Raw genomic sequence first — 13,900 nt, forward strand, 5'->3', positions numbered from 1 at the left:
TGGCTACCCGATCGACCGACCAGCGCCAAGAAAAAAGCGACGCAATCCTTCCGCGTTCCAGCATCAAGCCGATTTCTCCGAGCGATGGAACAGGGTCCTGCGCGCATTCCGCAGCTTCTGCTCCCATCGCCGCAGTCGAACCCCCAGGCGCCAGATCCGAGACCGGTGAATGCGGGAAAGCTCGTCTCTCGCTTCCCAAAGCTCTTGCTCCTTCTGATTCAATATGTTCCGAACGCGATCCCGTTGTTCGCGCGTGGCTTCCAGATCCAGGCGCGTGGCCTCCAGTTCATGGCGCGCAGCATCCAGATCCAGGCGCGTGGCCTCCAGTTCATGGCGCGCAGCATCCAGATCCTGGCGCGTGGCCTCCAGTTCATGGCGCGCAGCATCCAGATCCTGGCGCGTGGCCTCCAGTTCATGGCGCGCAGCATCCAGATCCTGGCGAGCCGCGTCTCCTTCCCGCCAGAAGGCCTCGGCTTGGGCAAACTTGCCCTGGGCCAGCAAGAGGGCTCCAGAAAGGGAGGGGAAGACTTCCCGATACGGGCGCAGGGCGCGCAGCATTCCTGCCGCCAGACTGGTGCTCCCGAGCATCCCATCCGCGCTTCTCCGATACCAAAACAGGGGTTCCGGGATCATTTCCAACCGGAAGCCGGCAAGAGCGGCGCGAGCGAAAAACTCCCAATCGTCGCAAGGGACCGAGCGCTCCTCGGTGAAGCCGCCGAGCGCCTCGAAGGCATCCCGACGGACGAAGGCGTTGGCGTCCCCAAAGAGGTTCCAGAGGACTCCAAGGGAGAGAGAGGGACCCAAGGGGGCGAAGATAGAGTGGTTCCTCCCCTCGCCGCCAAAGGGCTCCTTCCCCTCAAAATCTCTCTGGGCCGTGGTCAGGATCGCCGCGCCGGTCCGCAGCGCGACCCGGACGAAGGTCGAGATTTCGTGGGGCTCGGCAAGGTTGTCGTCGTCCATGAAGAGGAGAAACTTGCCCTTGGCCTCCCGGGCAGCCCGGTTCCGGGCGGCTCCCAGGTAGAGATTGGGCTGGCGGATGATCCGCCAGCCGCGCTTCGCAAACTCGGGCTCGATCCTGTCGAGGAAGTCCCTCGCCTCGGAGGTCGTGCTCCCATCGTCGACGAGGACGATCTCGAAGTTGGGGTAGTCCTGGGCGCGGAGCGAGTCTAACGCCTGGGCAAGCAGCACCGGCCGATCATGATGGACGAGGCAGACGGTGACGCTGGGGAGATCGGCTTTTTCGGGGTTTTGATCCGAAGCGTCCCGCGACGAAAGCCCTTCTAGCCAGCGGGCCCACGTATCCCGAACCGGGAACGGGTCGGGATGCGCCTGGGGAGCCACCGTGCCCAAATCTAGCGCCTCCCGGAGCCTCGCGGCAAGAGCGTTCGGGTCCGCGGAAACGATCCGTTTCCGCTCCGTTTCCGGCAAAGTTTCCGCTAGTCCCTCTCCTCCCACGCAGAGAAAGGGGATGCCCAGGGAAGCACACTCCCAGGCGGCCAAGGGAAGGCCTTGGGCCGTCGAGCCGACGATGACAAGGCACTTCCCCCGCCGGAGGTAGCCGAGCGCCTCCGTGCGCTCCCGTTCGTCCAGCCATTCCCAGGCGAAGGCCCAGCGGGCCGCCCTCCGGGCAACATAGTCCCTGCCCGGCTGGCTCTCGATTCGGCCGCACCGGCCGAGGAAGACGATCCGGGGCCTGCCCTTCCCGGAAGGCTCGAGCCGATCGACGGCGTCGCAAAAGAGTCGCAACCTCTTTCGTGACTCGAGGGGACCGAAGAAAACGATCTCCTCCGGCACGAACGTTTCCTTGTTCTCGTTCCCCAAAGGGAGGAGAGATGCGGGGAGAGGGGGGGCCAAGGAGCGGCAGGCTTCGGGGAAGCTCCAGCCCTCAGCCTTGAGTGTTTGGAGCAGCGCGGCGCTCGAAGCGACCACTCCATCGGCGAGCCGCACGCTCTCCCTTTCCAGAAAATCGGCGGCGAGGAGATCGTGGTCTTCCACGAGCTCGTCGTTCTCGAGGGTGCGGCGCAAGGTCGGGCTGTGAACCAGGACTCCGAGCGGAAGCTTTTCGAACGCCAACCCCTGGTGCTTTGCCAAGAGGGAGTAATAGCCCAAGCCGCCCCGATCGCAAAAGAGGACCCGGTCGAAGCCGGCTGCCTGCTCCCGGAGCCATCGATAGGTCTTGTAGGCCCGGGAGGAAGAGCGAGGCCAGACGAGACAGCGCTCGGCGGGTTCCGGCAAGGGAGTCAACCGAATCCCTCGGCGGGCGTAGGCCTCCACCAGCGGAGCGAGCGGGAGTGAGTCGACCGGTTGTTCGGCGGCGAGCACTACCGTGGCTTCCCAACCCGCCTCCGCCAGGGTTTCGGCCAGGGAGGAGACCAAGGAACCGAGGCCGCTGCTCGGGCCGAATCCCGCAAGCTCGAGGGTCGCCAAGCAGATTCGCGGGCGAGCCCTACCGGGAGCGGAGGAGCCGGAAGCGGGGAGCGAGTCCATCAGGGCGAAAGAGAACGAGCGAAGACATAGAGCATAACGCGGCAGATGCCCTCCGCGCACGCAGTTTTCAAAGGGAACCGGAGGGAAAAGCCTCGCGTACGAACGCCTGCACCGGAGATCCTAGGCGCGAAAGACCATCATCCGCTGGTTGCGCGGATGGTTCCATTCCCCGATATACCGAGGATTCCAGCCATGCCGGGAGCCGAACTCCTCCATCTCTTGCCGGGTATAGGCGCGAAGTAGCCCAGGGAGTGGCTGGCGCGAGGGTTTTGGCTGGGACTCGCTGCTTCGAAAAAGGTCGCGTAGAAGACCCCACCGGGAAGGATGACCCGGCGGAGTCGGGCGAGGCAGCGCTCGAGGTCACGCCGGCAGAGGTGGGTAAAGACCGATTGCGCCAGCGCCCATTGCGGCCGGCGCGAAAAGCGGCGGAAAGCGAAGGAGCCCGAAGCGAGAAGCTCGGGCCGCTTCTCCTGGAGAAGATCGGCTCCCAGCTCCCGCTTGCTCGCTTCCAGGAGCAAGGGTTCCTTGTCCATACCGAGATAATGGCCGGGCTCCAGGTAGCGGATGAAGCGGTTGCCACCCCGGAGGCAGCCGCAGCCGATGTCGAGGAGCACGTGCTCCGGCCTGAGTCCCTGATCGACCAGGAAGCGGAACTGGAGTTCGCCGATCTCCTCCCACAGGCCGCCAACATATCCCTTGGGCCCGAGAGCCCGGATCCCCTCCGTCCCTTCGGGGAGAAGATCCTGAGGAAGCCCGGTTGCCCGGTACCAGAGGTTTCGCAGGGATGAAGTCACCCGTTCGGCGAATCGCATGAAGGGTTCTATATCTAAGGGGGAAGAGAGAACAAGAGGATTCCCGGGTCGCCCTCGCGGCCTCGCGCCGGGCGGGCACGGAAGGACGTCGTGGAATTTGGGCTTGCTACCCCAGGACAAGCGTAGGAGCATCCCCTTTTCTCCGATGGAATCCCATGCGGTCCTCGTCCTCGGTATGCACCGCTGCGGCACCAGCGCCCTGACCCGGTGCCTCGGTTTTCTGGGCGCGGACCTCGGCTCGGAACTCGTCGAGCCGGCCGGAGACAATCCGACCGGCTTTTGGGAGGACATTAGGTTTCTCGCCATCAATCAACGGTTGACCGATCTGCTGGGAGAGGAGGGGGATCGCTGGTGGGAGCATTCGGTGCCGCCGGAAATCCCGTTGTCTTCCCCGGGAGTGCGCTCCCTGATGTCCGAGGCTGTCGAGGAGATCCGGGGGAGGTTTGCCGCCTCCGCGTGGTGGTCCTTCAAGGATCCCCGGACCCTGCGGGCATTTCCCTTTTGGGAGGAAGCCTTGGTTCAAGCCGGCGTGCAGATCATGGAAGTGATCGTCGTCCGCCATCCGCTCGCCTGCGCGCAGTCGCTTCTGCGGCGTAACGACATTCCGGAGGAGAGGTCCGTCCTTCTCTGGGCCGGCCAATATCTTGCCCATTGGCCCCGAGTCGCCGCCAGACCCTTTGTCGCGGTCGATTACGACCGCGTCCTGGAAGAACCGAAGCGGGAGCTGCGGCGCCTAAGCGATCGGCTGGGGCTGCCCTGGCGCGAGGCGGCGGCGGAGGAGGCGCGCCGCTTCCTGCGGGCCGACCTGCGGCACACCCGTTTTGCGGCCGAGGATCTGAAACATCGGCCCGACATTTCCCCCCTGGTCGTAGAGACCTTCGAAGCGCTCGAGGATCTTTGTGTGGACCGTGACTTACAATCGGCTTCTGCCCGGATGGTATCCCTTCACGCGGAGTTCTCTCGGGCCATTCCGGTGCTGCGCGCTCTGGATTCCGAGATAGCGCGCACTGTGCGGCGTTCGCACGAATTGTCGGCCTTGCAGCGAGAGGTGTCCGCGTTACGGAAGCGGATGGAAGCGTCGCGCACCTGGCAGTTTCTCCTCCGTTTGCAGGGCATGGAGAGAGCCGCCAGAGGGTTGCGGAAGCGACTGCTCGGATCGCGGGCCGACGGGTCGGAGTAAGGTGCGGAGGAAAGAGGGAAAAGGTCTAGCGGCGGAGCTTCTTCGCCGCTATCCTCGGGCCACGCTCGTAAGGGATTAACGCGATGACGGCCACTCGGCCGAATCAAACCATCGAGGATCTATCTGGGCAGGCGGAGTGGACGTCGGGCAGCGGCCTCTTACGCCTCATCCCCTGGTTTCCGATCGCAGCCGAGCGGCCGATCTTCCTTTCCGGTTCTTCCCGTTGGGCCGGCCACATTCCCTTCGCCTTCTGGTCGGTCGCGGCTCTTCGGCCGAGGGTCTTGGTCGAGTTGGGGACGATGGCGGGGCATTCGTATCTGGCTTTCTGCCAGGCGATCGAGGCCCTTTCCCTTTCGACGCGCGCCCATGCCGTGGATCACTGGAAGGGAGACGCGCAGGCGGGTTTTTACAAGGAGGAAGTCTACGAAGGTCTGAAGCGATACCATGACGAGCGCTACGGCCGGTTCTCGCGCCTCCACCGGATGAATTTCGAGGAGGCGCTCGCCCTTTTCCCCGAGGGGAGCATCGACCTGCTTCACATCGACGGCTGCCCCCGGTACGAGGCGGTGCGCCGCGATTTCTTCGATTGGTTGCCCAAGCTGAGCCCGCGTGCGGTAGTCCTGCTCCATGACGTGACCGAATGGCAGAGCGGCTTCGGGGTCTGGCGGCTTTGGAACGAGCTCAAGATCGCCTATCCTTCCTTTCTCTTTCCCCACGCCCACGGATTGGGGGTGCTCCGGATCGGCCCCGAGGCGCCGGAGGCGCTTCAGCAGCTTGTCAACCTTTCCGGCACCGGGGCGGCGCGAGTGCGCCGCTGGTTTGCCCGCCTGGGGGAACGGGTTGCCGCCGACTCGGCGGAAGCGAAGTCAAAGGATGGGGTTGCCTCGGATCCGGGAATCCAGGAAGAGGGCATCTTGGCCGAGCCCGGGTTTCTCCTCGAACGGATCGGGCGCGATCCGGCCTGGAGGCTTCTCGGGGGGATGCAGATCCTCTCCCGGCGGTCGAGGAAGCAGCTGTTCGCGGCGCGGGCGTTCGCCCGGGAATTGGCCGACGGGGGGCTGCCCCCCGCGAGCCGGTGGCAAGCGCTGGCGGCCCTGCGGCGGGAGGTGGATCACCTGCTGGCCTCCCGGAGCTTTCGCTGGTTCTCCTCGCTGGCGACGACCTCCCGGCGTTTCGTCCGGGCGGATGCGGAAGGGGCCGGCGCCGGATTGCGGGAGGCCTTGCGCAAGAGCTTCGCGCTTCTCTTGGCCGCGGCCGGAGCCGAGGAAGCCCTCCCCTGGCGCGACTGCTTCTCGCTGCCGCTCGGAAAAACCGTGGATCGGCAAGCCCGGCGGGAACACTATCGGAAGAGCTTGGAGGAGTTTCTCCGGGGGGACGATCGGCTGGGTCTCCCTTCGGCCTCCGAGCCCGAGATCTCGATCGTCATCGTCCTCTTCAACCAGGCGGAGTTCACCTATGCCTGCCTCCGCTCGCTGGCGATCCACCTTGCACTTCCCTCCGAGGTGATCCTGGTGGACAATGCCTCGACCGACCGGACCGGGGAGCTGCTTGCGCGGGTAGACGGGGCCCGCGTTCTCCGCAACGCCGAAAACCTCCATTTCCTGCGGGCAGCCAACCAGGGAGCCGCGGCGGCCCGGGGCCGGCTGCTGCTTTTTCTGAATAATGATGCTCAGGTTGTTTCGGGGACCGTCGAGGCCGCGCGGGAGGCGCTCGAGAGCGATCCTTCGGTCGGAGCAGTGGGAGGGCGGATCGTCAACCTCGACGGTCGGCTCCAGGAAGCGGGATCGTTTTTCCGGGGGGATGGAAGCCCTCAGGGTTACGGGCGGGGCGATAGCCCGCTGCGCAGGGAGTATCTCTTTCGCCGGGACACCGACTACTGCTCGGGGGCGTTTCTGCTGACTCCTGCCGCGCTCTTCCGCGAGATGGGCGGATTCGACGAGGTCTTCGCGCCCGCCTACTTCGAGGAGTCCGACTATTGCCTTCGGCTTTGGGAAAGCGGGAAGCGGGTGCTCTACGAGCCCGAAGCGGTGGTGCTCCATTGGGAGTTCGGCAGCTCCGACGCGCGTCAGGCCACGGAATGGATGGTGCGCAATCAGAAGATCTTCCGGGAGCGCCACCGGGCTTTCCTGCGGGAGCGGGAAGCGCGAGAGTCCGGCAAGGAACCGGCGCCGATCTCCCCGCGCCCGAGGGTGCGCATCCTCTACATCGACGACCGGGTTCCCCGACCGGAGCTCGGGGCGGGCTATCCTCGGGCCAATTCCGTCGTCCGGGCGCTGGTCGGTTGGGGCGCGCAGGTGACCTTTTTCCCGATGAGTGGAGCCTGGGAGGAGTGGGAGGAGATCTACTGGAACCTGCCTCGGGAGGTCGAGGTGCTCCGAGGGATGGACTCCTCCGTCCTCAAATCCTACCTGGAAGCTCGTGGCGGCGGGTACGATCTGGTCTGGATCTCCCGGCCCCACAATATGGCCCACCTCTTAGCAATCGAGGGCTGGAAGAAGCTCCTGCCGGGGGCGCGGCTCGTCTACGATGCCGAGGCCCTTTTCGCGCTGCGCGAGATCCGGGGCGCGGAACTGTTGCAGGGTGCCGCGCTCCCGGAGGGGGAGGCGGCGCGGCGGATCGCGCGGGAGGTTGGATGGGCCCGCGCTGCCGACCGGGTCGTGGCGGTCTCCGGGGAAGAGGCCCGGGAATTCCAAGCCCGCGGAATCGAGGATGTTCGGGTGATTGGCCATGCGATCTTGCCCTCGCCGACCGCGGCCTCCTTCGCGGAGCGGAAGGATTTCCTCCTGGTGGGGGGAGTGCGCGATTGGCAGAGCCCCAACGGCGACGCCCTCTTCTGGTTCGCGCAAAAGGTCTTCCCGAGGATTCGCGACGGATGGACAGGCGATCCTCCCCGGATCGTCGCCGTCGGCGAGGGGACCGATTCTTCGGAACTGCTGGATCGCCTCGGCCCGGGGGTGGTGGGGATCGGGCCGGTGGCGGACTTGACCCCCTACTACGAGCGGGCCCGGGTCTTCGTGGCGCCGACCCGGTTTGCCGCGGGGATTCCGATGAAGGCGCATGAGGCGGCCGCGCGGGGCGTGCCTATGGTCGCGAGCAGCTTGATCGCCCGCCAGCTGGGTTGGGATGGGGAGGCGCTCTTAAGCGCCCCGGTGGAGGACGCGGAGTCCTTTGCCGAAGCCTGCCGGGCCCTCTACGCCGATCCGGCGCTCTGGGAGCGGATGCGGGCCGGAGCCTTGGCGGCGGTCGCCCGCGACTGCGATCCCAAGCGCTTCAAGGATGCCGTTCGCGGGCTGGTCGACGAGTTGGTCCGACCGAAGCAGGGGAGGTGAGGAGGAGGCGGCCGAACGGCTTTTGGTGGGAAGATCCACCTCTTTTCGGAAGACGCCATCAGGCGTGGGAGCGAGGAAGCCCGCGATCGGCTGTTCTTGACCCATTGGCACCGGCCGGATCCCCGTTGCCCGTTTCTGGCGGGTGATCCTCCGTTCCGGCTGCTTCTTGCTGCTCGAGGTAGAAGAGCACTTCTTGGGCCACGGCCTCGGGGGCGATTTCGGTCAAGCAGGCCTTTGCGTGGGGACAGCGGTTGGAATAGCAGGGAGAACAGGAAATCGGGATGCGAAGCAGGCTCACGCGGTGGCCTGCCGGATGGGCCATCCTCCAATCGACGACACCGGAAAAAACGGTCACCGTCGGAACCCCGAGCGTAGCGGCAATGTGGCTCAAGCCCGAGTCGTTGCCGACGAAGACCTGAGCCGAGGCGAGGAGGCCCGGGACCTCTGCCAAGGGAACCTGCCCCACGAGGTTTCGGCAGCGCTCGGGCGGGAGGTCGCGAAGAATGGCTTCCGCCGTCTCCCGTTCCGCGGGGCCGCCGACGAGGAGCACGGTGCAATTGTGCTGGCCGGTCAAGAGGGCGCAGAGGCGGGCAAAATGCTCAACCGGCCACGCCCGGACCGGATCGCCGCAGCCGGGAGCGACGGCGATGAGCCTAGGCAGGGGGCTCTCGGTCGTGGCGATCCCTTGCAGGAAGGAGGGCAGGCAAGAAGAGGGGTCCTGGAGGGCGGCGCGGATCGCTTCGACGAGGAGCAGGGCCGAGGAGCGCCGGTGGGTCGGGGCGTAAAGATCCCCGGAGAGTTCTCCGTTGGGCAGTGCGACGTCGAGGACGACGTCGACCTCGGGGGCCGCGAAGCCCGCGCGAAGCTCGGCCTGAAAATGGCAGAGAAGGAAGCGGGTGTCCGGGTCGGTGCGCAGGTCGACGGCCAAGTCGAACCGGCCCAGCGAGCGCGCGATGGCGGCAACCCGCTCCGCCTCGAGGTTGCTCACTCCCCGCCATTCTCCGGAGCGCTCCGGGAAGAACTCGAATGGGATGATCTGCTGGAAGCAGCCGGTCCGCTCCGCCAGGGGAACGTTCCATGGACCGCAGAGCAGGGTGATCTCCGCTTCGGGCCAGGACCGGCGCAGGAGATCGTGCGCCGGCAACCGGTAGATAAAGTCGCCGATGTGGTCGAGCTGGAGCACCAGGATGCGTCGGATTGCGCCGACACGTCCGCGAAGTCCTTGAATGCCCGATAGGCGGAGGATCTGGAGCGGGCCGCGGACCGGTTCCGCTCTCTCTCCCGCTTCGTCGATAGCGGTTCGGATGGCTGGTTCCTCCGACGGCTTTTCCTCCGACGGCTTTCCCCGACGTGCGAAGGACGTGCGGAGTGCCCGCTCGATCCGGCGCAAGGGCTGGCTCTCCCGCTTCCGGTGCAACCGGTCGACCTCGCGCCGGAGCTGCTCGTTGTGCTCGTTGTAATCCTGAATGTAATCCTGAAGCTGCGCGATCTGCACGCGGAGCGTGCGGATCTCTTTCGGTAGTGCATGTATTATGAACCTGTCGAAGACATTGGGAGGAAGGGCGAACCGCTCCCGGAGCGCCATCCGCTCCTTCGCCAGGTAAAACCGGTTGAGGCCGTCGAAGTAGACAAAGAGATAATCCTTGGCCAGAAGCAGAGGCTCCCAAGCCTCGTGCGAAGGTTCCTGGCCGTTCGTTGTCGTTGCTTTCACGAGGACGATCCAGGGACGAACGGCCTGGAAGGAAAACCCCCGCAAGGCGTCCGCCTCCGACCCTTGGCAGTCGACCTTGAGGAAGTGGATCAGGTCGACCCGGTTCTCCGCGACGACCTCGTCGAGAGTTCGGACGGAGACGCTTACGGGCCGGGCGACGAAGCCGGCTTTGTTTCGGGGATCCAGCGCATACGCCTGGCGGAAGGTGCGCAAGCCCGATCCGGGGGAGAGGCTGAGGGTCCTTTCCCCGTTTTGGCTGCCGGCCGCCACCGGAAGGTTGCGGTCGCGCGGCCTTCCGGCCGCAAGCCTCGGAAACAAATCCGGGTCGGGCTCGAGGTTGATTCCCCTCCACCCATGGTCATAGAAGTGCTTGGTGACCGAGCCCCTGACCGGATCTCCGGCTCCGACGTCGACGTAACACCCGATCGGGACTTCGGCCAGGGCCCTGCGGAGGATCACGTCTTCGAAGTTCTCCGCGTAGGAAATCCAGGGCATTCCCCCTTCCCGGTTTGCCGGTCCGCAGCATTCCCCAGCCAGAAGCCGGCCTCCAAGAGGAGGCGCGAACCCGCGCGGTTCTATCCGTTTTCCCGTAGGAAAAGGCAAGTTTATTTTTTTCTCTGCATCGCCATGGTGCGCCGAGCGCCTCGGCGCCCCCGCGGGACTACGAGCCATCCGCGGGCGAGCGAGGATCCAGGGCCCCCTTCCGCGCGCGGCGCACGGCTTGGCCGCAGGAGCGAACGAGGCGACGGACGCGGCACGCCCGGCGGAAGCCGAGAAAGCGGACGAGCCAGCGGACATGCGGCTCGGCCGCTTCGGCGAGCGCCCGCTCGCTCCAGAGATCGGAAAGTCGGGCCTCGCGGGAGAGCGGCTCGACCGACTGCGGGGCCAACCGGTCGAGCACTCGGAGGATCCGGGCGTATTCGGCCTGGGCCGCCTCGCGGCGCGGACGCGTCCATTGGTCCATAGCCTGGAGTTCCTTGGCGGCCTCCCGGACCATCGAAGCGCGCCAGCGGAGGGCTTCGGGGATGTTGGAGGAGGTGAGGCTCGGCTCGTGGCAGACCCGGTAGACTGCCCCGGGGGTGGGGGTGTAGCGGAAGCGTAAGCCCGCTCGGATGGCCCGCCAGTAGATCTGGTAGTCGTCGTAATAGTCGACGGGAAGATCCTTCCAGCCGCCCAAGGCCAGGAGCTTCTCCCGGCGCCAGAGGAGGGCGCCGTTTTGGGGAAACTGCGAGGAGAGCCAGGTCCGGGGGAGATCCCGGGGATCGTCGAGCGGCTGGCGCTCGCAGGATTGGACGCTTCCGTTGCTCCATCGCTCGAGAAGAAAGGGGGAAAAGAGGACGTCGGCCTCGGCGAGGCTGCCGGCCTCGGCGATCTGGGTGGCGATCTTTTCGGGTAGGAGGTAGTCGTCGTGGTCGAGCCACTGGACCCACTCGCCGGAGGAGGCTTCGAGGAGGAGCTGACGGGCGAGGCTACTCCGGCCCGTGCGGGCCTGGAGAAGCCGGAGGCGGTCGCCGAAGGCGGCAAGGCGTTGGACGGTCCGGTCGCTTGAGCCGTCGTCGAGGACCAGCACCTCCTTGTTCGGCCAGCTCTGCCCTAGGGCGCTCTCGATGGCGGGGACGATCCACGGGCCCGAGTTGTAGGCGGGGATCCCGATGGTGACCAGGGGGAAGGAGTTGCTCATCGGCGGAACGGAAAAGGGTAGCGCCGAGCCCAGGATCCCGGCAATAACTCCCTCGTCTATGGAGCCCCTGGTCACCATCGCCGTCGTCTCGCCGGCGAGCGGGGAGGAAGAGGAGAGGCTCGTCGCGGAGGCCCGCGGGCAGAGCTGGGCGAGGAAGGAGATCCTGGTCGCCGGGCCGGGGAGGGCCCGGAGGAGCCCGGAAGCGCGGGCTGGCGGCGGATTCCGGTGGGCGGCGGGGAGGATCCCCGGGCGGCGCTGGTCCGGGCGGCCCGGGGGAGTGGATCCAGTGGCTGCGGGCGGGAGAGCGGCTCTCCCCCTCCAAGATCGAGGAGCAGCTCCGGGAAGGGGCGAAGCTTAGGGGAAGGGATCTTCTCTGCTCCCCCTATCGGCTCGGGGCGGGGGAGGACGCTCCGGTCGTCGATCCCGGGAAGGAGCCGCTGAGCTATGTCGCTCGTCTGGGGAGCCACTTTCCCTTGGTCGCTCCCGTTCTCTGGTCCGCCAAGGCGCTGCGCTCTTTCCTGCGCGATCCCAAGACAGGATTCGTGCGACGGAGAATCGGGCTTGGGGCAGAAGCGGGCGTCGGCTGCCCGGAGTCGGAGGGAGAGCCGGCGCAGGCCGAGTGGGCGGCGGCTTTGGCCTGGGCGTTTCTCTTGGCGTCCGCAACACCGGCCGTGTCCGCGGAGCGAGAGCGTCTTTATCGTCTCTTGCGGGAGATGTCCCCGGATCTGGCGCAAGGGATCGCGGTGAGGCTGCGTGCTTGGGATCTCCTGGAAAAGATGGCCCCCAAAAAGGGCTTGGCGGCTGCCGTGGGCCGGGTAGGCGGTCCGAAGGCCGCCCTTCGCATGGAGGCGGCGATGCAGCAGTTGCGCCGGGCCGAGAGCGCTTTCCGGCGAAGGCGGAGGCATATCCTCTATCGGATGGGGTTGCGGAAGCAACCGATCCCGGCGTGCCGGGAAGATACCGAATGGCGAGCCTTTGGGACCATGGCATCGGAAGCCTACGCGAGCTGGATCGCGGCCTACCAGCAACTCGACGGGGCGGATCGGGAGGCGATTCGCAGGGAGATCGAGCGGTTTCCCCGAAGGCCGCTGCTTTCGATCGTCATGCCGGTGTTCAATAGCCCGGCGAAGTGGCTCCAGCGGGCCATCGACTCGGTGCGGGAGCAGCTCTATCCGGATTGGGAGCTCTGCATCGCCGACGATGGATCGACGGCTGCCCACATCCGGCCCTTGTTAGAAAGGAATCGGGAGAAGGACCCCCGGATCCGGGTCGTTTTCCGCGGGGAAAATGGGGGGATTTCCGCCGCCTCCAACAGCGCGCTCGAACTGGCGCGGGGGGAGTGGATCGTCCTCTTGGATCATGACGACGAGTTGCCCGAGGAGGCGCTTTATATGGTGGTGCGGGAGATCCTGCGCCATCCGGAGGCTGCGCTGATCTACTCGGACGAAGACAAGATCGACGAGGAGGGCCGCCGCTTCGAGCCCTATTTCAAGCCCGACTTCTGCTACGACCTGCTGCTTTCCCAAAACTGCATCAACCACTTGGGAGTCTATCGGTCGGACCTTTTACGCTCCCTGGGAGGGTTTCGGGAAGGGTTCGACGGGAGCCAGGATTACGACTTGGCGCTGCGCTTCGTGGAGCGCTTGGAGCCCCGGCAGATCCGCCACATCCCCCGGGTGCTCTACCACTGGCGGGCGATCGCCTCCTCGGGCGCGGCCCGGCAGGAGGCGAAGCCCTACGCCTATGAGGCGGCGCGGCGGGCGATCGGGGATCATCTTCAGAGAGTCGGCGAACGGGCGGAAGTCCTCTTTACGCCGATTCGCTGGGCCTATCGGGTGCGCAGGAGTCTCCCGGAGAATGTCCGCGTCAGCCTCTTGCTCAGGGCGGGAACGACGGCGGAAGCTCTGGGACGATCGATCGAGAGGATTCGGAAGCAGGCGGATTGCCCGGAATTGGAATTGCTCGTGGTTGCCGGCAGCCCGAGTTGCCCGAATGAGGACGATGAGGGCAAAGAAGGGGTGCGCTTCTTGGCTCCGCCGGCGGGACTGGCCGGCCCCTCCCTTTGGAACTGGGCGGCGCGGCAGGCGAAGGGGGAGATCCTGGTCTTCCTGGAGGCTCCGGCGGAGCCCAAGGGGGAGGATTGGCTTGCGGAGCTTGTGAGCCAGGCGGTCCGGCCCGAGGTGGGGGCGGTGGGAGCGCGGATCCTGGCCCCGACGGCACGGTGGCCGAGGCGGGGGTCGTGATCGGGCCGGGTGGAGCGGCCGCAGCCGCATTCCGGGGGTGGAGCGGGGGTCGACCGGCTATGTGGGGCAAGCGGTCCTGATCCGGAATCCGTCGGCGGTGAGCGCGGCCTGCCTGACGACGCGGCGGGCGGTTTGGGAGGAGTGCGGGGGATTCGACCAAGGGTATGGCCGGGATCTGTGGGACATCGACTACTGCCTGCGGCTGCGGGAAAAGGGCTACCGGATCGTGTATACTCCTTATGCCGAACTCGTGCGCCTCGAGGATTCCCCTGAGGAATCTACGGAGGATCGGGAGCGCTTTCGATTGAAGTGGCCAGAGTGGATCGAATGGGATCCGGCCTACAACCCGAACTTGAGCCTGGAAGAGGGGTACGCCCTGGCCTGGCCGCCGCGGGTCGGGCGGCCGTGGAGGGGGTGAGCGGCGGGGATGCGAAGCAGCTCGGATTCCCCCCGGAGG

General features: G+C 66.2%; 9 protein-coding genes. 5 read left to right on the forward strand and 4 right to left on the reverse strand.

Going from position 1 to position 13,900, the window contains the following annotated elements:
• Positions 1-63 precede the first annotated feature (63 nt).
• A complete protein-coding gene (locus MTHMO_RS01995) occupies positions 64-2,487 on the reverse strand; it encodes a glycosyltransferase (RefSeq protein ID WP_202213296.1) in 2,424 nt (807 codons plus the stop codon).
• Between the two features lie 137 nt (positions 2,488-2,624).
• The gene (locus tag MTHMO_RS02000) at positions 2,625-3,299 is read right to left on the reverse strand and encodes a class I SAM-dependent methyltransferase (protein ID WP_202213297.1); all 675 of its coding nucleotides are present in this window, start codon (positions 3,297-3,299) and stop codon (positions 2,625-2,627) included.
• Between the two features lie 145 nt (positions 3,300-3,444).
• On the opposite strand from MTHMO_RS02000, the gene MTHMO_RS02005 reads away from it, so the two are divergent.
• Positions 3,445-4,479, forward strand: coding sequence for a sulfotransferase family protein (locus tag MTHMO_RS02005; RefSeq protein ID WP_202213298.1), 1,035 nt, complete (start codon positions 3,445-3,447; stop codon positions 4,477-4,479).
• Positions 4,480-4,562: 83 nt separating this feature from the next.
• Entirely contained in the window at positions 4,563-7,808 is a 3,246-nt protein-coding gene (locus MTHMO_RS02010; protein ID WP_202213299.1) for a class I SAM-dependent methyltransferase, read from the forward strand.
• 58 nt (positions 7,809-7,866) lie between these two features.
• Here the strand turns inward: MTHMO_RS02010 and MTHMO_RS02015 are convergent, their stop codons facing one another.
• Both MTHMO_RS02015 and MTHMO_RS02020 read right to left on the reverse strand, forming a co-directional pair.
• On the reverse strand, positions 7,867-10,014 hold the full coding sequence (locus MTHMO_RS02015) for an FkbM family methyltransferase (protein WP_202213300.1): 2,148 nt from the start codon (positions 10,012-10,014) through the stop codon (positions 7,867-7,869).
• Between the two features lie 166 nt (positions 10,015-10,180).
• Complete coding sequence (locus MTHMO_RS02020; protein WP_202213301.1) at positions 10,181-11,200, reverse strand: glycosyltransferase family A protein; 1,020 nt, start codon at positions 11,198-11,200, stop codon at positions 10,181-10,183.
• A gap of 58 nt (positions 11,201-11,258) precedes the next feature.
• On the opposite strand from MTHMO_RS02020, the gene MTHMO_RS02025 reads away from it, so the two are divergent.
• The 3 genes from MTHMO_RS02025 to MTHMO_RS02035 all read left to right on the forward strand — a co-directional run bounded on the left by MTHMO_RS02025 (position 11,259) and on the right by MTHMO_RS02035 (position 13,861).
• Positions 11,259-11,558: a hypothetical protein gene (locus MTHMO_RS02025; RefSeq protein WP_202213302.1), complete on the forward strand. Its 300-nt coding sequence runs from the start codon at positions 11,259-11,261 to the stop codon at positions 11,556-11,558.
• 115 nt (positions 11,559-11,673) lie between these two features.
• Positions 11,674-13,443, forward strand: a complete 1,770-nt coding sequence (locus MTHMO_RS02030; RefSeq protein WP_202213303.1) for a glycosyltransferase — start codon at positions 11,674-11,676, stop codon at positions 13,441-13,443.
• 37 nt (positions 13,444-13,480) lie between these two features.
• Positions 13,481-13,861 carry a glycosyltransferase family 2 protein gene (locus tag MTHMO_RS02035; RefSeq protein WP_202213304.1) on the forward strand — a complete coding sequence of 127 codons (381 nt, stop codon included), beginning with the start codon at positions 13,481-13,483 and terminating at the stop codon, positions 13,859-13,861.
• Positions 13,862-13,900 lie beyond the last annotated feature (39 nt).

The organism is Methylacidimicrobium sp. AP8, from assembly GCF_903064525.1.
In the GTDB taxonomy this organism is placed as follows: domain Bacteria; phylum Verrucomicrobiota; class Verrucomicrobiia; order Methylacidiphilales; family Methylacidiphilaceae; genus Methylacidimicrobium.